This is a genomic window from Cohnella sp. (genome assembly GCF_041640265.1).
Lineage (GTDB): Bacteria > Bacillota > Bacilli > Paenibacillales > Paenibacillaceae > Cohnella.
Map to the genome: position 1 here is coordinate 16,345 of NZ_JBEQAP010000057.1, position 18,832 is coordinate 35,176.

Consider the following 18,832-nt stretch of genomic DNA (forward strand, 5'->3'; position numbering starts at 1 on the left):
CCCTTCCCTCCGATTATTTAGGTAACACGGAAAACTTATAAATGGCAGACTGCCTGTAAATCTGACCTGGATTCAATTCCGTACTAGGAAAATGAGGTTGATTCGGGGAATCCGGAAAGTGCTGAGTTTCCAAGCTGAGTCCCCCATATTGCGGATAGACTTTGCCTTCCTTACCAATTAAGCTGCCATCTAGCTTATTCCCCGTGTACAATTGAATACCGGGTTGGGTTGTATAAACCTCCATCACCCGTCCCGATTTCTGTTCATGCACACAGGCGGCTAGCGCCATGGGATGTCCGGTCCGATTCAGCACATAGTTGAAATCATACCCGTTCCCTGCATATCGCATTTGCAGATCACCCGAATGGATGCGCGCTCCGATGGACGTAGGTTTACGGAAATCAAGCGGTGTACCTTCGACACTTTGAATATGCCCCGTTGGAATGAGGTCCGGCTTGATCGGAGTAAAGTAATCTGCGTTAATCATTAATATATGACCAAGAATATCCCCGTTCCCCGCACCAGCCAGATTGTAGTAGTTATGCTGGGAAAGATTCAATACCGTCTTCTTATCCGTCGTGGCTGCATAATCGATTCTGAGCTCGTTGTCGTTCGTAAGGGTGTACGCCACTTTAACCGCAACATTACCGGGAAACCCCTCTTCGCCGTCTTTGCTGCAGTAGCTTAGAATGAGCCCGACAGCATCCTCCCGGCACAACTCCTCCGCTTCCCACACCCTCTTGTCAAATCCCCGAATGCCTCCGTGCAATGTGTTGTGACCTTCGTTAATAGACAGTTGGTAGGTTACGCCGTCAAGCGTGAACCTGCCATTCGCAATACGATTCGCATACCGTCCAAGGATAGCGCCTAAGTAGGGCTTATTGCCGGTTTTCAAGTATTCCGCAAGCGTAGGATAACCTAGTACGACATCTTCAAGGTATCCGCTTCGATCCGGTACTTTGAGGGTTATCATAATTCCGCCGTAGGTCATAATTGAGGATTGCATGCCGCGTTTGTTAGTTAAGGTATAGAGGTACACGGATTGCCCCTCGGGAGTTTGGCCGAAATATTGCTTAGTAATAGGGCATACATTAACAGGTGTGAATATCTCCAGAGGCGCCGTATTTCCGTAAGTTGGCTGCGCTCCATGGGGGGTTGCGGCCCAGCGAACAGCGTTCGCGATAACCAGCAAAACCTGTTTATTGTAATAGGTAGGATACACTTGGTCTCCAGGCCGAAAATAAAAGATTTTGCCGAGTCCGCGTTTATAAGCGCACCCGCTGCGGAACACTTCCCCGCCTTGAAACCAACTGATAAAGACAAGTTCATCTGGAGCGGGGATATCGAAAAACTCTCCGTACATTTCCTCCGGCTCCACCTCGAAATATTCGCCAAGTCCTTCGGTAATCGGATGGGAAGGATCGACAATCCATATTCTTTCCCTCTCGGCATCCGATCTCCATTTCAGATCGCAGGTTGTCCCCATCAATTTCCGGAATATTTTCGATCGATGACCGGAGTGCAGGACGATAAGCCCCATCCCTTGCAGCACCCTTGCATATATTCTATCAACGACAACATTGTCCACCTGCTCATGAGCTAAATGCCCCCACCAGATTAATACGTCCGTATGGTTAAGCACCTCTTGCGATAACCCGTGCTCCGGCTGTTCCATTGTTGCGATATGGATTCGAAATCCGCACGGTCCGATTCCTGCGGCAATTGCCTCATGCATTCCCTTTGGATAAATGGCGGCTACTTGCGGTTCCGTTCTCTCATGTATAAATTCATTCCAAACCGTCACATTTATCGGTTTCCTCTCATAGCTTGACCCGTTTCCAATCCTTGCTTCCATTATCTAATGTCTCCTTTACGTCATGATCATGGGTAGAAGATGCATATATTTTTAAAAATAAAAAGGAAGTGAAAATTTTGAAAATCTATGTTGCCGATCAAATGGACACGCTTTTCACGATTTCACATAAATTTCAGATCAATTTGGAACAATTGATGTCCCTAAATCCTCACATTTCCAGCGCTTATGTTATCATTGCAGGTCAACACGTCAACATTCCTACCGAACCCATACGGTCAGCGGGGTATCGGGTCGTCGCCCCTTTTTGCCCTCCCGTACCAGAGTCCGAATTTATCCCGAATTGGATTCCTCTTACTCCCGTTGAACAGATGGCTGAGACCGAATACGATGTACTTATTGTCGGCTCGGGTGCCGGGGGAGGAGCAGCATTATGGCGATTATGCGAACAGTGGGGAAACAACGGGAAGAAAATCGGCATCGTGGAAAGAGGGCCCCTCTTCTTACCCACCCATATCGCGAATGTAGCAACCATAAATGGGGACACCTTCAGGCTGTATGCGCCGCCGCAAATAACCGATTTAGTCGGGAACAGACTCCCGGAATACTCCGGGTTAAAGCTGATCTATGCTGTAGGCGGTAGAACCCTTATATGGGGAGCGATCTCCCCCCGCATCCCTGACTTTGAACTCGCCAGCTGGCCGGTTCCGATCCGGGAAATGGAGCTTTATTACAATATCGCCGAAGAAGTTATGCACGTTACCAATACGTATACGAAAGATTCGTCCATTACGCAAATCCTTCTGAAACGGCTCCGGGAAAATGGATATCTTAATGCGGACGATATTCCGATTGCCGCCGATCTTGACCAGACTCGTTACGGAAGACTTCATTCTAATACCTTTTTCAGTTCCATTCTTTTCTTGGCAAGAGCGCTCAGCATTCGCCCCTTTGATTTAGCCGTTAACGCCTATGCTGCGGAAGTTATTACGGATGGAGGAAAAGCGGTTGGCGTTCGGGTGATGACCCCAGATAAGCAATCTTACCTTATCAAGGCGAAGACCGTCATTTTATCGGCAAGCGCATTACAGACCCCGCGCATTTTGCTTAACTCGAAGATTCCAGGAAAAGCGATAGGCCATTATCTTAGTAATCATTCATACTTGATCGCCACAGCAAGCCTTAACACCGAAGGTTTCTCCGAACCATTAGGGGCTCTCGGTATCGTAGTCCCGGAGCTTGTGGATCGCCCCTATCGCTTGCAGCTTCAAGGGCCGGAACAATATTTTAACTATCATTACGATAAGAAACCGGTCAAAAATGAATGGGGAATCAGCTTTTACGGTGCATCCGGCAAGGTGGAGTCACGTTACGAGAATAGAGTCTATTTAGATCCAAGCAGATTGGATGCATATGGTATGCCGGAATTACAAGTCAATTTCTCGTACAGCGATAAGGATGAAGCGATTCTTCTTCAAATGTATGCCGGTATTCTGCGGGCTTCTTCAGCGATGCAATTACAGCTAGCCACGATTGACGGTTCGCTCGCCATTTGCCTAATGCCTCCAGGGGCGGATAACCACGATTACGGAACTTGCCGAATGGGCGATGATCCGCTTACTTCGGCAACGAACCGGTACGGTCAAATTCATGGGGTAGCCGGCCTTTATATCGCAGATAATAGCGTCCTGCCTTCGATCGGTGCATCCAATCCGACATTGTCAACTGTTGCTCTGGCGATTCGCATGGCAGACTACTTGGTGAAACAACTTAAATAAACGAATCAAGAGCCAAAGAACTCTCCCCCGTTGACATTCATGTTCTGCCCGACCACGTAGGTGGAATCATCGGAAGTCAAATATAAATATATCGGTGCCAGCTCTACAGGTTGTGCCGCACGTTTGATCGGGTTCTCGCGCCCGAAAACAGTATAGATTTCCGGAGGAATCGTAGCGGGAATCAAAGGGGTCCACGTTCTCCCGGGCGAAACGGTGTTTACGCGTATCCCTCTATCGATAAGCGATAATGCCAACGAGCGGGTAAAGGAATTGACCGCTCCCTTGGTCGACGCATAATCGATCAATTGTTGAAAGCCCGCATTAACCGTTACGGAGCTCGTATTGATGATTGTACTTCCCGGTCTCATATGTGGAACGACCGCTTTGGCAAAATATACGTACGAGAAAAAATTAGTTCGGAACGTTCGTTCCAGCTGTTCGGCGCTAATCTGTTCAATACTGTCCTGCACATGCTGCTCGGCTGCATTATTGATCAAGCTATCGATACGTCCAAATTCGGACAAGGTTTGTTCGACAGCTTGTCGGCAGAAGGCTTCATAACCGATGTCCCCGGCAATCGTCAAGCATCTGCGGCCCAATTGCCCGATTCTTGTTTTCGTCTCTTCCGCGTCCCCATGTTCATTTAGATATACGACAACGATGTCTGCGCCCTCCTTGGCAAACAGATAGGCAATGGCGCGTCCGATGCCGCTGTCCCCTCCGGTTATAATCGCCACTTTGTTAAGCAGTTTTCCGGTACCTATATGATTAGGATTTTCGGAAATCGGTTGCGGTATCATAATGGATTGAATTCCGGGCTGTTGAGGCTGGTACTGCGGCGGGAACGCAAGAGGTATTTCTTCACATTTCGTTACAGTACCGAGGTACGGATACATAGTTAACTCCTCCATCGGAATCGGTTTTTACAGGTTATTCCCCAGAATACAATTAGGTGATTGCCCACCAATCCTTGACAGCAGAATCTTTCCCCGAGAATTACTTTCGTAATTTTGGTAATAATACCATCACCGGGGAAAGGTGAGTGAGATGAACTTTATCAAATGGCTTATCAAGCGCAATTATCGCGGAAGGATCGCTGGCAATAAGGAGGCAATCGATCTTCTTTCCAATGCGAAAAATGCCTTTTCAAAGAGTGAGCCCAAATCGGGTGAATCAAAAATATCTCCCCGATTATCGGACAACCTGCAACGGATGAAGGAGACTTTTGATCGCTGCAGCGACTTTGTTATCATTCCTTGGCAGTACGGTCCCCATTTGAAATATTCTGCATTCTCCGTATACACCGAAGCACTCGTTCAAAAAAAAGAACACAACTACTTTAAGGATTCACTTCAAGACTTAGTCACGCACGAAATTGGTCCGGGCACGATGGTTACCCCCGAGGATGTAAACTCCTTTTTCAGTAATAACGGGGCCTCTGCTCGTTCCGCCATACTAATCGAAGATATCGATGATGCTATCGACAAAGCTCTTCAAGGACATATCGTCATTTTCTTCGACACATGGAACAAAGCACTTAGTTACGAAGCTATGGGCCTTGAGACAAGACAAGTTACGGAATCGACTACCGAACCGGTCGTCAAAGGACCCCGTGAGAGCACCGTTGAAAATATGAAGAAAAATATAGGAATGCTGCGGGAGCGTCTAAAATCGCCAAATTTTAAAATCGAGACGCTGGATACGAAAGGAGAAACGAGAACAAAAGTCGCTTACGGCTATTTGGAAGGAACCGTTAATACCGAAATGCTAGCCGAATTTCAAAGAAGATTATCCAAGCTTAAGAACGAGGAGATATTGGAAACCTCATACATCGAAGAACTCATAGAAGATTCCGTATACTCTCCGTTTCCCCAATACCGTTACACGGAAAGAACAGATGTCGCAGTTGCGTCTTTACTGGATGGAAAAATCGTTGTGATGGTAGAAGGAACCGGTTCGCTCTTAATCTGTCCCGGTCTATTGGTAGAACTGCTCCAATCGAGCGAGGATTACTATCAAAGAACCGTTTTGTCGAGCCTAATCCGTGTTATAAGACTGGTCTCCTTAATCATTGCTATATCACTGCCAAGCATATATATTGCTTTCTCCACTTATCATCCGGAGTTAATTCCTACCGTTCTCTTGCTGGCAGTCATCAACTCTCGAGAAGGTATTCCATTTCCTGCCGTCATTGAGGCAATCATTATGGAATTCTTCTTTGAGTTGCTGAGGGAGGCGGGAATCCGGCTTCCTCGTCCGGTCGGATCCGCGGTGAGCATTGTCGGAGCTCTTGTTATCGGAGAAGCGGCAATCACTGCCGGCATCGCATCGCCGATCATGGTAATCATCGTCTCTTTAACCGGAATTGCATCCTTTGCCATACCCCAGTATAACTTTGCCATTGCGCTGCGTATTTTACGGTTCCCTCTTATGATATTCGCAGGTTTTATGGGCATATTCGGTATTATGATCGCCTTCCTGCTCATCTGGCTGCATTTGTCCAATTTACGTTCTTTAGGCCAGCCCTATTTAAGCCCATTGGGACCATTTATACCGCGGCAGCTGAAGGATGTATTCGTTCGCGCACCGCTCGGAATATTAATGCGATCACCGCGAAGTCGCCATATGAAGAAGCCTTCGAAAATAAGATAACATTGCTTAAATCGGGAGAGAATAAAACAAATGATTATAAACAGGCGGATTTGGTTATGCATAAGCTTATCGGCTCTCTTTGTATTAACGGGTTGCTGGGATCGAGCGGAGCTTCCAGAGAAAGGGTTTGTCATGGGAGTTGCATTGGATCTAGTCAAAGGTGGTAAAATTGCGCTCAATACGCAAGTATACAGGCCAACCCAGGGGGTCATGACAGGCGCTAAACCACCTGAAACGACTTACATGAATATTACGACTGAGAATAACACGGTTTCCAGAGCCATACGCGATATTCCCATCAATCTCGGCCGTAAAACACAGTGGAGCCACATCCGCATTATTATTATCGGGGAGAAGCTCGCCCGTGAACGAAAGATACTTGATCTTCTGGATATTTTTTATCGGGATCACGAGCCCCGGCTTACGGTTCCTGTCATGATCGGAAAAGGAAAAGCGGCTCAGTATTTAAAGATTAAACCGCTCATTGAAAACACGACAAGCCAACAATTAGCTCAGAGCGGAAAATCAACTGCGTCAAATAGCGGAAAAACAATATTCGCCAACCTGCTTCAGTTGGGGCTGCAATTGAAAAGCGAAGTCGGCAACGCCCTTGTCCCCTATGTTTATTTCACCGATGATCCGCCTACAGTCACGAATGTAGCAGGAGCAGCCATGATTAAAAAAGGAAAGCTTGTGGGCCGAATGGATCCTCGACAAGCGGAAGACTTACAAATGTTGAAGGGTGAGTATAAAAGCGGAATGCATGATATCCCTTGCCCAAAATCGTCCCCTAAATCTCCAAAGTTTGAATCTGTAGAGGTGCTTAATTTCCAAAGTAAAATGAAGCCTTCAATCCTATCAGAGAATTCACTGAAAGCTCGAATAAGCATCAAGATGGAGGTGGCTTTAGTTGAACTGACCTGCTCCAAGATCATGACGGTAGAGGATGAAAAAAAGTTTACCAAAAACGTTGAAGAGACGATTAAAGAGCGCCTTGAGGGAATGACCGATTGGTTAAAACATAAAAAATTCGATGCCCTTGAATTAGGCAACAAAGTATATAAGGAAAATCCGCATTTGTGGAAACAGTGGAAAAAGGACTGGGATAACCGCTTTGCCCGTACCCCATTCGATATCGACGTTAAGGTCAGAATTATCAACAGCGGCACAGTCATCCCCAAGCCTGCTCTTAAAAAATAGAGGTGACCAGAAATATGATGGGAAAGATCCTATTGCTGCTTGTTATTTACACGGCCATTTGGAAGGCAGACGTATCGAAGTTGAAACAGCTGGGCGGCCGCGAGATCACTGCTTATACGGCCCTGTTGCTGCTCTCGGTTTACCTTGGCATCGATTATGTAATGGACCTGAAATGGCCTTTTATTGAAGAAGCCGCTAATTTCTTCTTAAGCAAACCTGCCGAACGCATCGTTAAATTATTGAAGGTTCCATCCTAATTCTGCAATAAGGGGGTGCGCCAGATGAAAGCACGAGAGCAAATCAGTTCCGGGCAAATGTCAGTCCTATTTTTCAGTTTCATGACGGGTTCTTCGATCGTAAACATCCCCGGACCGTTAATCGGCTTTGCCAAAAACGGAGCATGGATTTCCCTCTTGCTTTCCATGTCAATCGGTATGGTCCTGCTAGTCTGCTTACTCTACTTGTACCGGAAATTTCCCGGCTTGACTTTCATCGAATACAGCAAGGCTATGGTCGGGAATTGGATTACGTTCCTTCTCGCCATCCCTTTTATTTCCTTTCAATTCCATATGGCTTCCGGTATTGTTTTGGATATCGGTTTATTCATGACCACCTCCATGATGCGGCAAACCCCGATTTATCTATTTTTATTGTTCTTATTTTATGTTATCGCCCTTACCGTTCGTTCAGGGATTGAAACGATGTCCCGAATGTTCATTATTCCTATAATCAGCGTTATTCTATCCATTATCATTATACTCGTATTGTCCATCACGAATTATAAGGTCGAGCATCTGCTGCCCATTATGCCGGACGGCATCAAACCGGTTATTCTAGGCGCCTATTTCTCATATGGCTTCCCCTATGTTGAGATTGTGCTTATGGCCATGCTTCTCCCCTACGTGCGCAGGGAAAAACAAAGCAATCAGAATTTATCAAAAGGCATGTATGCGGCCTTATTTGTAAACGGATTTTTTTTAATCGCAGTGACGCTGAGCACGATTATGGTGTTTGGACCTATGGCAGGAGAACGGCTGTATTCGATGTTTGAGGTGGCACGAACCGTCGACCTTCTGGAAGTCATACAAAGGATTGAGTCCCTCGTCGGCATCTCCTTGATTATGGCGTCTTTCATGAAGGCGACCATTACCTTGTTTATCCTCAATTTAACGTTTACGAAATTGTTCAACCTTCAGGATGACCGTATTCTGGTTTATCCGCTTGCGCTTATCTGTTTTCTCTTTGCAATGATGCTAATTGAAAAAGGACAAGCCCATTGGGTTGCTTCCGTATCGGTTGTCCATCCGTTATGGGGCACTTTTGCGTACTTGTTGCCTTTGCTCATTGTTTTAATGGCAGCAGCCGTGAGGAAAAATACTCCGCGATAAAAAAGAAAACCATGCTCCTCGAATTCGCATGGTTTTCAACGATTCTAACAGTACATTTTATTGGGAATCCTCATTATCATTGTTTCGTAAACGGATCGACTAAATTTTGTGCCGCTTCTACGGTTCGATTCACGGCAGTTTTGGTTACTTCTCTTGTGGCATCCACAACGTTTTCGACTGCGTCCGCTGCTGTTTCATTAGTATTCCTCACTGCATCGGCCGTTCTTTCCGCCACCATGTTTTCATTACGTTTTTCTGCCATTTTTCAAGCCTCCTGTAAGATGGTTTACCCGCTGCTTATTATGTCTTGGATCCTATTTCGGATCAACAGATCTCACTTTTTTTGCAACCTGATCTTCATTTCCGGATAGAATGGACAGCGGATGTCTCTTCGCTTTGTAAGCCAAATAGAGTGCGGTTCCTGCGGCGCCCACGGTTCCGCAGATGATATCAACCATCGTATCGGACAAGCTGCCATTCTGTGATAAGAGCCCGAACAACCGATCGGTGGTGAACTCGAATATTTCCCAGCAACCTGCCATAGCTATGGAAAAGAACAAAGCGAACCATACCCCGATGCGAGAAGAGAACTGGCTCACCTCTTGATTCTGAATCATTTTTCTAAGCACCAAAAGTCCGACGAAACAAAGAATGACGCCGGAGAGCACATGCTCCATTTTGTCCAAATACGGTATGACGCCATAGAAACCGAATAAGTTAGCGAAGAGCATCGCAACCGTAATAAAAAACAAAACAGAAAAACGAAGAGCGGGAAACCACTCGCTTTTCGTCCATTTGACTACCACTCGAATAAGAAGCAAAACCATAATGATCAGGAGTGCCTGAATGCTTTTGGCGTACACTCCCCGAATCGTGTAATAGACAATGCAGAAGCAGCAAATAACGTACAGGCTGATTTCAATGGCGTCATTTAACCGTTGATTCTTTTTTCTCTCTGACATGAAAACCCCATTTCCTTACTGGAGAGCTTTCTAATAAAACCACCAATTCGCAACCGCGCCGACTACACCTAATATGACGGCCCACCAGCCCAGATTATTCGCTTTACTGAAGATTGTAATTAACCCAAGAACTACTGCAACAGAACCAAAGAATAGCGGAGCGAAGAAAAAAGCCATAATCCCTGCCGCGATTCCAATCCACGCCATCCACAATGCTGAGGCATCAGTTCGTTCTTGCCCCACTTCCTTTTCGGCCATTTGTAACACCTCCTTCTGTTACTTTTCCCCCGGTAAGCGGTTTTTATTTGCTGAACACAAAAAAATCCGATGATTCCTGAGGTTAGGATCATCGGATTTTTGAATCGGTATTTTTTAACGTATTTCTTGTGACTGCACGCGGGTATTATCCCCTTGCGGGTGCTCAGTTGATTGTTCAAATTCAGGGATATTTTGCTGTTCGATTTCAGGAAGATCGGGTTGATTTATTTCCAGCTCTTTGTTATCTGTCATTTGGTTAACCTCCTATACTCGCATGCCATAGATCATATTAGCCGCTGTACAAGCAACAACGTGACGGCTTGTATGCAACGAATTTGTTCTTTTTGAACGACTAGCTATTGTCTGAAGCTGCGGGGCCGTCCAACCTTTTTTCGTTAAGGCTTCTTCGAACTCCTTCTGCGCAGCCTGTTTGGCCTTGAACAGCATCATCTGAACCCTGCTTTGTACGTTGATCGCCCCATCACCCGTCGTTTCAATCGGGAGAAAGATCGCATCGGGATATTTTTCGGTGATCAAGGACTGAACCCCGTCGGATACGCCGGAAGAAGGCATACATCCGAATGGCTTGACGGAAATCGTCATGTTTACTTTGCGCTTGACCACATTGAGAATCAGCTTCCCTACTTCCATATGGCCCTCGCCGCCGCGTAAATGATTGTTGTAATGTTCATGGGCAACACTGGCGATCTCTTCCATATCGGGCAGGTGATAGTGATACAGTCCCATGGCCTTAGCATACCGTTGGAACATGGCTCGAAGTATACGGTCGGCGAGCCAGAGCATACGCAATCGCGAATGTGGATTTTTCCCTTTTAAGCCGAACTTGCCGGAATCGGCTTCGCGCAGACTTATTCGCCTCAGGGTATCGTAACGCGCTGCCCATATGAGAAAGAGTGTCCAAGCGGTAACCGACTGTACCTCTACTTCCGCTCCTTCACTTTCCAGAAAGCGCTGCAGTTGATAGTTGCCGTCACCCTCAGTGGTCATCGCCCAGAATTCGCCGATGATGCTTACTTTAGGTTTGACCATGGTGCGGTCTACCTGAACAGCTTGAAGTTCCTTACGGCAACGGATCAGCGCCGGTCTTAGCCGCTTCCGCTCGCTTAAGGCATCGTACAAATACTTCTTGCAACGATCCAAGGCGGCGTCCGTTGACCCGACGACCGCTTCATAGGGCCGGATGCGGTAAGCCAGCGCGTTCAAAATATCCCCCAAAAGAACAGCTTTAATGAAGCTGAGGAAAAAGGATGTGTCCAATTTGAGGGCCGATTCCCCGCCGGTTGCCTGTTTCAAACCATCCGTTTGCTCAAACAGCAGAACCCGAAAACCGTCAAATCCCGCATCGCGCAGAGCCTTCCGGTACTCCGTGACATAGGTGCCGAAGCGGCACGGTCCGCAAGAACCGCTCGTAATGAACAGGTAGTTGCGGATGATCTCCTCTTTGGATTTTCCTTCCACATCGCGAAGGTGATGCAAATGTTTAATCAAATTTCCAACTGTGAAATACGTCGGGTTGCATTGTCCCCGGTTGCCAAACTCTTTCCCATAACGCAATGATTCATTATCCGGGCAGTCCAGATGGTTCACACGATAACCTAACCCTTGCAGCGCTCCCTCTACCAAATAATCATGGGCCATTGTCAATCCCCCGAAGAGAAGGGTCGTGCTGGATCTATCTTTGTTCAAAAATTGGCGGGGAACGGGATCAAACCAATGATTCTTATTTGCCTGATCTAAGCCTAACGCTTTTTCCTGTTCCTTCTGAAACAACAGCAGTTTGTCCTCCAGGGACAACTGATCCTCGAGCTTCTCCTTGTCTTTTACAACAGCCATAATTAGTGTCACTCCTTCATTGGTTTTAGGTTTTTCTATATAACCCCGGCTTGCTCGTTTGGCTGATTGCTCAACAGTTCAGCGCGTTTTTGTTCCAAAAGCTGCTGTAATTCCGCTTTTTTGCGGGCCAAATCCTGTAACCTCTCTTCGTGAAGTCCCAGACTATGCGCATAGGTCTTAACCCGGATCTTGATCGATCCGCTTGGCTTGTTGGCGTCAATGTCGTGCAATGCCGAAAATGGAGTTCCTGCAGTCGAAATAATCGAATCGATCAACCCGTAAGTGGGTGCATCATGTCCGCATTTGAAACTGGACAGATCCAATACCGCTACATGGGGATGACGCGCGGCGAATTTGGCGGCCCATACCTTTTGCACACTATTGGAACTGAAATTTTCCGGCCATACATCGGTGACCTCAAGCGCGTATTCTACCCGTCCGCTTTGCAAGTCATCGTTGAAAAAGCGGCGCAGCCAACTCTCATCTTTGGGGATGGAGCGCATGGACAGAATCGGATAGCCGAGCACCTGAAATTCCTCCAGCACACCGTGATTCATACCGGGATCGGAATGATAGGGCCGCCCGATCATCAGAATGGCAAGACGGTTTTCCTGTTCCACCTGCTCCAGGATGACGCGGCCCTTCTCCTGCATTTCATTGTCAAAAAGTTCCATCGCCTTCCAACCCTGGTCTACAGCAAAGTCACTTTCATCCTCTGTAATCTGGAGGTGATCCGCGAACGCCTCATACAATTGCTTTTTCATCATATTCGGTTCGGTGAATGTGACGGCCGGATCCAGATAGACAATCCCTTTTGTCTCAAAGAAGTTCACTTCTTTTGTGAAGGCGGCCTTGATCACGTTCGGGGCCCCCGCCACAATCGGACAGCTGGCGGAATCCATCACGTTGTGCATATGCGTCGGGATATGGGTGATGCATGGGAAAAAGAGATACTCTAACGGAGTTTTTTCATGATGCTTAAACAACAGGTTGTGAACATGAGCTTGCGCCACTTTCGAAGGGTAACAAGGATCGATGGATCCGTATTTGCCGCCTTCCTGCCACATCTCCTCACTCGTATTGTCGCTGAATACAATGTTGCGCTGATTGATGCCCAGAGCCTCGAAATATGTCCGCCAGAACGGTGCTGTAGACCAAATATTCAGCACACGGGGAATCCCGATGCGGATCTTGTTTCGCCGTTCCGCGGCCTCTGCGGAAGAGCGCCCAAATTGACGCTGTTGTTGGCCTTTTCCCATTCCGCCAAGCCCAAACCAACCGCGTTTCAACCGTACGTCATCCACCTGCGCATCCAATTCGGGCAGCGGGTTAGAATCGTAGAAGTGTTGGAACATACGGCGCGCCTCATATTCAACCAGATTAGGATAGTGTTTCTTCAGATCCTGACGTACTTTGGTCAATTTAACGACTGCTTCATTGTCTTCCACTGTTCCCTTCTCACAGGAGAAACCGGAAATATATCGGGCGGTATTTCCATCCGGCGTCTCGGAATCGATAAAGGTACGGCTGCAGTTGTTGGGGCAGAAATTGCAGCGCGTGGATTCGTCGTTGCGTGACATATAACGAAGTTCAATGGCGGAATCCATTCCTAAGAAGGTAGAATACCCCCGTCGCTTCACCACCCGCAACGTTTCCATGGCGGCTCCGATCGCTCCCGCTTCTCCCGGATGCGGATGAACATACACTTCGGCATCGGGAACCCGCTGTTTGATATAGTCGACCTGGGCCTTGACCGCAGCCAGATTATATTGGGTTCCTCCCTGCAGCACAAACTTTCGCCCCAGTTCAGCCATCCGCGGAATCTGCACCACATACTGCCATATATTTTTCGGCAGTACCATGGCCAAGCCGGCCAACAATTCCTCTTTAGAATAACCTTCCTTTTGGAAATTTACCCGATCCGCATCCAGAAATACGGCACAACCATAGGAAAATTTGGGACTTAAACCTGCGCCGAAAGCCGTATCCGCATATTCCTGAACTGGAATACCGAACTGATCCGCCATCGCCTGCAGCAGCATCCCATTCCCGGCGGAACATTGATTGGACAGTTTAAAGTTGCGGATATCCCTGTTTTTCAGGAATAGGACCTTAATATCCTGACCGCCGATATCACAGATGACGTCGATATCGCCAAATTCATGGACGGCGCTCATCATATGCGCGACAGTCTCTACAATATTGACATCTGCCTTTAACGTTTTTTCCAATACATCCGCGGCATATCCCGTTGCGCCAAAACCGATGATCTCAAGCTCGGCTCCCTGCTCTCTAACCCTGTCCCGGATCCGCTTCAACATTTCCTTCGTATCTTCGAGCGGATTCCCTTTGGAAAGCTGGTATTCCTTAAGAAGAATGTTTCCTTCGTCATCGACCAGAACGGCTTTGGACGATGTGGAACCACCGTCGAGTCCGATCACGGCTCTCACCTTCTGCTCCGGAATAAGAGTGGCCGGTGTAAAGCGAGGAATCCGATAACTCGTGCGAAATTCTTCCAGTTCAGTTACGTCAGCGGCCAGAGGCGGGCCCGCTTTCTCACCTAGCTTGGCTTGCCGGCCATGAGCAATAAATTCTTTAAGCCCTTCCAGACCCGAATAGTTTCCAACGCCAGCCGGTTCATACATGCCGTACAACACAGCACCGAAAGCCGCATAGTACTGCGAATTATCAGGCACAAAGATCAATTCATCGAGAGGCAAATCTTTGGGATAATCGTATCCCCGATCCTGCCAAGTCTGGGGTATTCGCTTTCGCCAGCATTCTTGTAGGAAAGGCAAGTATGTATTCGGCCCTCCCAGCAGTAAAACACGGTGGCGCAATGTGTTCCCGCGGGTGAGAACAGAAAGGTTCTGCATGACGATAGCATCCGCGAGAGAACACATGATTTCAGGTGACGGTATGCCGCTTTTCACCAGATTGACGATATCCGTTTCCGCAAACACGCCGCATTTGGCGGCAACATGGTGCAGCTTGCTGTCATCAAAGTGCAGCTTCCCCACTTCTTCCATGGGCATTCCCACTTTGATCATGCACTTGTCAATCGTTGCGCCCGTACCCGATGCGCACTTGTCATTCATTGAGGTCAGCGCTTGCTTATTCCCCGTTTCCTCATTCTCCTTAAATATGATGATCTTCGCGTCCTGTCCCCCTAATTCGATCACACTCCCGACATCGGGGTGAAGGTGCTCCACCGCCATGGTAACGGCATTGACCTCTTGAACAAACTTTGCTCCAATGTGCGTGGCAATGGGACCGCTGCCGGAGCCCGTCGTAAAGACACGGATATTTTCTTGTTTAGTATCTGGAAATTCATTTCCAATTGCAACCAGCAGCTCCAGAACCTTTTCTGCCTGTTTCGTGTGGTGGCGTTGATAATCCGACCATAGGATCTGTTTACTTTCCGGATCGACTACTGTGGCTTTGACGGTCGTTGATCCCACGTCCATACCGATGATTAAATTATCTGCCATTACATAACCCCTTTTCCAATTCATACACCGACATAGGATATACCGGAAGTGTGACTTTTATTACGCAGCAACCGCCGAAATTTTCCATGTCGAATTTGAACCTTCTTAGGACAAGTTAAAATTGGTGCCAATATTCTTTCGATAGCACTCTTTGGCCATGGAGGGAGAGACGATATCATTGCTTTGGATTATTTTGGCCCTATTCCTTTTAATCAGCCAAATTGCCGTTGTTATAATCAATGAATATTGTCGTCCGCAAAAAACAGTTGCTTGGCTTGTCATCCTATACATCTTTCCGTTTATCGGTTTTCTGTTTTACTATTTTGTCGCAAAAGAATATTCCTGTTTCAATCCCACTCTCCGAAAAGACAACTCGAAGTTGGAGCATTTAAGGGAACTACTTGCGGATCAATGCAAACGGAAACTGCCGATAGATCTGGTCGAGCAATCCGTTTACCATGATGACAATTTGCAGGCAATACTTAAAAACGGAAATACACTCCCCATTACCACCGCTAATGAAACAACGATATATATTGATGGAAAACAAGCATTTGAAGCGATGTTTGAATCCATCTCCTTAGCGAAGCATCATATCCATATCGAATTTTACATTATCCGTGACGATGTTCTTGGGAAAGAGTTTCAACAATTATTAATCCGAAAAGCGCAGGAAGGGGTGAAAGTACGACTTTTATATGACGGGATCGGTTGCTACCGCTTAGGGAAAACCTATATGAAGCAGCTGCAGAATGCGGGTGTGGAGACCGGCTGCTTTGCTCCACTGCTATCCTCATTCATCAACAAGCAGATCAATTTTCGTAATCATCGGAAAATAGTGGTTGTGGATGGAGAAGTCGGTTTTATCGGAGGCTTAAATGTCGGGGATGAATACTTGGGAAATAAAACGGAAATCGGATATTGGCGGGATACTCATTTCAGGATTAAAGGCGATGCAGTACTGTGGATTCAATATACTTTTTCAACCGATTGGTACCTTGTGAAACGGCAGTTACTGACCGATGCCGTATATTATCCTGTCCAGGAAAACCAAGGAAACGAATTCGTACAAATCGTGAAAAGCGGGCCGGATGAAACAATCCTCGAGCTGATTTTCACTCTCATCGTTTCTGCGAAGAGGTTGATCTATATGGAGACACCTTATTTCATACCCGATCCCGCCGTTTTTTTGGCTTTAAAGACGGCTGCTATTCGAGGAGTCGATGTTCGTGTCATTATTCCTGCAGTTCCTGATTCAAAGCTTGTTTACTTCGCATCTTTGTCCTACGTTCGAGAATTGCTGCAAGCAGGAATTCGGTTTTATCGCTATAAAAAAGGGTTTATCCATTCCAAGGTAATCATAAGCGATGACGTGGCATGCTCCGGCAGCGCAAATATGGATATGCGCAGCTTTACCGGTCAATTCGAGCTTAATGCTGTCTTTTTTGACGGGAAGTCCGTTAACCGAATGATTGAAGAATTTAACCGGGATCTTTGCGAAAGCGAGGAAATTTTGTTCACGGAATTAGATAAAGGGCCGAAAATTCAGAAATTGAAAGAAGTTTTCTCACGTCTGCTTTCCCATTTATTTTAAGAGTTAAGTTTTAAGTAAATATCCGTTATGTGTTATCAAACGAATAAACCGGCAGAATATCCTGCCGATTCCCATATTCAATCTGCCATATATAATGATCGATATTATCAATTACACCTTTACTCTTGTTCACTTGACCATTTCATGAACTCTTCTAAACTTATTTTTCGTACGATTTCATAACCGTTCCCCCGACCCCTTGGTTTTATAACGACTGTTCCTATATTCGGAATCTCGCCAAGCGCTGCACCTGCAGGAAACATGTGGCCGACCATGATTCGATTTGAACCGCGAGGAGGAGCTATTTCCAGCATTTTTGTTAAATTTTCAACAATGTTTTGTTTTTCTTCGGTTGGAACATCGTCTTTTCTTAAATTTTCAATATCAGCCAAGAAGGGGATCATCTTGACGTTCTGGTTGCCAAAAGCGATTACAGCGGTTTCCCGTGTACGACAATAAGGACTTGCCAATACGGGATATTGAATCGGGATCTTTAATTTACTAACAATCTGACCGATCGCTTGGGCCTGCTTTTTCCCGTCCTCACTCAAATTTCTCTGGGTCCCGCAGTCGTTTAAGTTCACATCTGGCCGGTCTTGTCCTATTGTCGCCTCGCCGTGTCTTATGTAAAGAATATATCCGCCGCTCCGGATCGCTTTAACTATCGAAGAATCCCTTTCTTCACGTATCTCGGCAGCTCCGGTATCATACCCTGACAATTGCAGCAAAGTGACGATAAAGAGGGATAGAAGTAACGATTTTTTAGTAAGCATGTTTGTGATTAATTCCTTTCGCAATCATTTGTTCAAACATGCTTATCATTTACAAAAATTGAAAGCTTACACATTGTCTTTAAATATTGAATACATCTTTACGTCCTGATGCTGATCCTTGACAAATAAATGTTTGCGCAATATTCCTTCAAAAGTCATCCCTGATTTCTCCATTACCTTTGCTGATCCAATGTTATTTGGATGGCATCGTGCTTCAATTCTTACAAGATCCATTTCCTTTATTCCAAAATCTATTATATCCGCCGAGAGGACGCCCTCTTCAAGCGACACAAGGAGCTAAGAGGGTGGTGAATCGGCGACTTCCGTGAAATATCTTCAAAGACCTCTCTTTATCGCACATATTATGGTAAAATAAAACTAGATTAGCGAACGTATGTGCGTAGTGGTCGGAGGAGGTGAATCATGGCAGATGCCACCTACAAAACTTTTCAGATTTGGATCAAGGATGGTCACCGCTTATTTCCATACTTCGAGCAGATGTGTTTAGATGCCAAACACTTGTACAATACCACTAACTTTTACATTCGGCAGGTTTATACTTCATTCCGACAAGATAAGCCCCTGCAACCGTTGCAACAAGAAGTGATGAACACCCTGCATCAATATATCGAAGAGATGAATGAACGCCAACTTGAGGCCTATCGGTCGAATATCGCTAGGCAGCAGCTTAAACCTGCTTCGGAACGTCGAGAGATTCGCTGTAACAACTTCGAGCTGCCTTCAGAGGTTAGACCCATGGTAGATTACAACTTCTTGGACTGCTTATTCAAGGTTATGAAGCAGGCCGATTATCGAGCCCTTCCAACGCAAAGCAGTCAATGGGTGATGAAACATGCTTTTCAAAACTGGAAATCGTTCTTTGCCAGCATCAAGGATTACAGGCGACATCCCGAGAAATACAGAGGAAGGCCTCGTATGCCGTCTTACAGCCGAGCGAAAGACAAAGAAGTCGTGTTCACGAATCAGGACTGCGAAATCAAAGAAGGGAAGTACCTGAAGCTTCCGAAAACGAGCTTTCGATTAAACATCGGGAAGCTCGGATACACCG

The 18,832-nt window shown here is 46.5% G+C and carries 16 protein-coding genes and 2 pseudogenes; 7 read left to right on the forward strand and 11 right to left on the reverse strand.

Going from position 1 to position 18,832, the window contains the following annotated elements:
* Positions 1–13 precede the first annotated feature (13 nt).
* Both ACESLK_RS25970 and ACESLK_RS25975 read right to left on the reverse strand, forming a co-directional pair.
* The gene (locus tag ACESLK_RS25970) at positions 14–1,114 is read right to left on the reverse strand and encodes an aldose epimerase family protein (RefSeq protein WP_373232722.1); all 1,101 of its coding nucleotides are present in this window, start codon (positions 1,112–1,114) and stop codon (positions 14–16) included.
* Positions 1,109–1,855 (reverse strand): annotated as a pseudogene (locus ACESLK_RS25975) (ThuA domain-containing protein); the annotation flags it as partial. The pseudogene ACESLK_RS25975 and the gene ACESLK_RS25970, both read right to left, overlap by 6 nt.
* Positions 1,856–1,923: 68 nt before the next feature.
* Between ACESLK_RS25975 and ACESLK_RS25980 the strand changes: the two are divergent.
* Positions 1,924–3,591, forward strand: coding sequence for a GMC oxidoreductase (locus tag ACESLK_RS25980; RefSeq protein WP_373232708.1), 1,668 nt, complete (start codon positions 1,924–1,926; stop codon positions 3,589–3,591).
* 5 nt (positions 3,592–3,596) lie between these two features.
* On the opposite strand, the gene ACESLK_RS25985 is transcribed toward ACESLK_RS25980, so the two are convergent.
* Positions 3,597–4,487: an SDR family oxidoreductase gene (locus ACESLK_RS25985; protein WP_373232709.1), complete on the reverse strand. Its 891-nt coding sequence runs from the start codon at positions 4,485–4,487 to the stop codon at positions 3,597–3,599.
* Positions 4,488–4,803: 316 nt separating this feature from the next.
* Between ACESLK_RS25985 and ACESLK_RS25990 the strand changes: the two genes are divergently transcribed.
* The 4 genes from ACESLK_RS25990 to ACESLK_RS26005 are packed head-to-tail and all read left to right on the forward strand — an operon-like array spanning position 4,804 to position 8,831.
* Positions 4,804–6,243: a spore germination protein gene (locus ACESLK_RS25990; RefSeq protein WP_373232723.1), complete on the forward strand. Its 1,440-nt coding sequence runs from the start codon at positions 4,804–4,806 to the stop codon at positions 6,241–6,243.
* A 30-nt stretch (positions 6,244–6,273) separates the two neighbouring features.
* On the forward strand, positions 6,274–7,443 hold the full coding sequence (locus tag ACESLK_RS25995) for a Ger(x)C family spore germination protein (protein ID WP_373232710.1): 1,170 nt from the start codon (positions 6,274–6,276) through the stop codon (positions 7,441–7,443).
* Positions 7,444–7,457: 14 nt separating this feature from the next.
* Positions 7,458–7,700, forward strand: coding sequence for a hypothetical protein (locus ACESLK_RS26000; RefSeq protein ID WP_373232711.1), 243 nt, complete (start codon positions 7,458–7,460; stop codon positions 7,698–7,700).
* Between the two features lie 24 nt (positions 7,701–7,724).
* Positions 7,725–8,831, forward strand: a complete 1,107-nt coding sequence (locus ACESLK_RS26005) for a GerAB/ArcD/ProY family transporter (RefSeq protein ID WP_373232712.1) — start codon at positions 7,725–7,727, stop codon at positions 8,829–8,831.
* A gap of 76 nt (positions 8,832–8,907) precedes the next feature.
* On the opposite strand, the gene ACESLK_RS26010 is transcribed toward ACESLK_RS26005, so the two are convergent.
* From ACESLK_RS26010 to ACESLK_RS26035, 6 genes are all read right to left on the reverse strand, one after another.
* Positions 8,908–9,093, reverse strand: a complete 186-nt coding sequence (locus ACESLK_RS26010) for a hypothetical protein (protein ID WP_373232713.1) — start codon at positions 9,091–9,093, stop codon at positions 8,908–8,910.
* Between the two features lie 52 nt (positions 9,094–9,145).
* Positions 9,146–9,793 (reverse strand): DUF2238 domain-containing protein, encoded by a 648-nt coding sequence (locus ACESLK_RS26015; protein ID WP_373232714.1) that lies wholly within the window; start codon positions 9,791–9,793, stop codon positions 9,146–9,148.
* Between the two features lie 30 nt (positions 9,794–9,823).
* Positions 9,824–10,051, reverse strand: coding sequence for a hypothetical protein (locus tag ACESLK_RS26020; RefSeq protein ID WP_373232715.1), 228 nt, complete (start codon positions 10,049–10,051; stop codon positions 9,824–9,826).
* Between the two features lie 114 nt (positions 10,052–10,165).
* Positions 10,166–10,303, reverse strand: a complete 138-nt coding sequence (locus ACESLK_RS26025; protein WP_373232716.1) for a hypothetical protein — start codon at positions 10,301–10,303, stop codon at positions 10,166–10,168.
* A gap of 12 nt (positions 10,304–10,315) precedes the next feature.
* The gene (locus tag ACESLK_RS26030) at positions 10,316–11,905 is read right to left on the reverse strand and encodes a 2-hydroxyglutaryl-CoA dehydratase (RefSeq protein ID WP_373232717.1); all 1,590 of its coding nucleotides are present in this window, start codon (positions 11,903–11,905) and stop codon (positions 10,316–10,318) included.
* Positions 11,906–11,940: 35 nt separating this feature from the next.
* Positions 11,941–15,396: a BadF/BadG/BcrA/BcrD ATPase family protein gene (locus ACESLK_RS26035; protein WP_373232718.1), complete on the reverse strand. Its 3,456-nt coding sequence runs from the start codon at positions 15,394–15,396 to the stop codon at positions 11,941–11,943.
* 178 nt (positions 15,397–15,574) lie between these two features.
* On the opposite strand from ACESLK_RS26035, the gene cls reads away from it, so the two are divergent.
* Complete coding sequence (cls, locus tag ACESLK_RS26040; protein WP_373232719.1) at positions 15,575–16,990, forward strand: cardiolipin synthase; 1,416 nt, start codon at positions 15,575–15,577, stop codon at positions 16,988–16,990.
* Between the two features lie 119 nt (positions 16,991–17,109).
* Here cls and ACESLK_RS26045 read toward each other — a convergent pair whose 3' ends face one another.
* Together ACESLK_RS26045 and ACESLK_RS26050 are read right to left on the reverse strand one after the other, a co-directional pair.
* Entirely contained in the window at positions 17,110–17,763 is a 654-nt protein-coding gene (locus ACESLK_RS26045) for a histidine phosphatase family protein (RefSeq protein ID WP_373232720.1), read from the reverse strand.
* 66 nt (positions 17,764–17,829) lie between these two features.
* A complete protein-coding gene (locus tag ACESLK_RS26050) occupies positions 17,830–18,054 on the reverse strand; it encodes a GNAT family N-acetyltransferase (RefSeq protein WP_373232721.1) in 225 nt (74 codons plus the stop codon).
* 132 nt (positions 18,055–18,186) lie between these two features.
* Here ACESLK_RS26050 and ACESLK_RS26055 point away from each other — a divergent pair.
* A pseudogene (locus tag ACESLK_RS26055) lies at positions 18,187–18,832 on the forward strand (RNA-guided endonuclease InsQ/TnpB family protein); the annotation flags it as partial.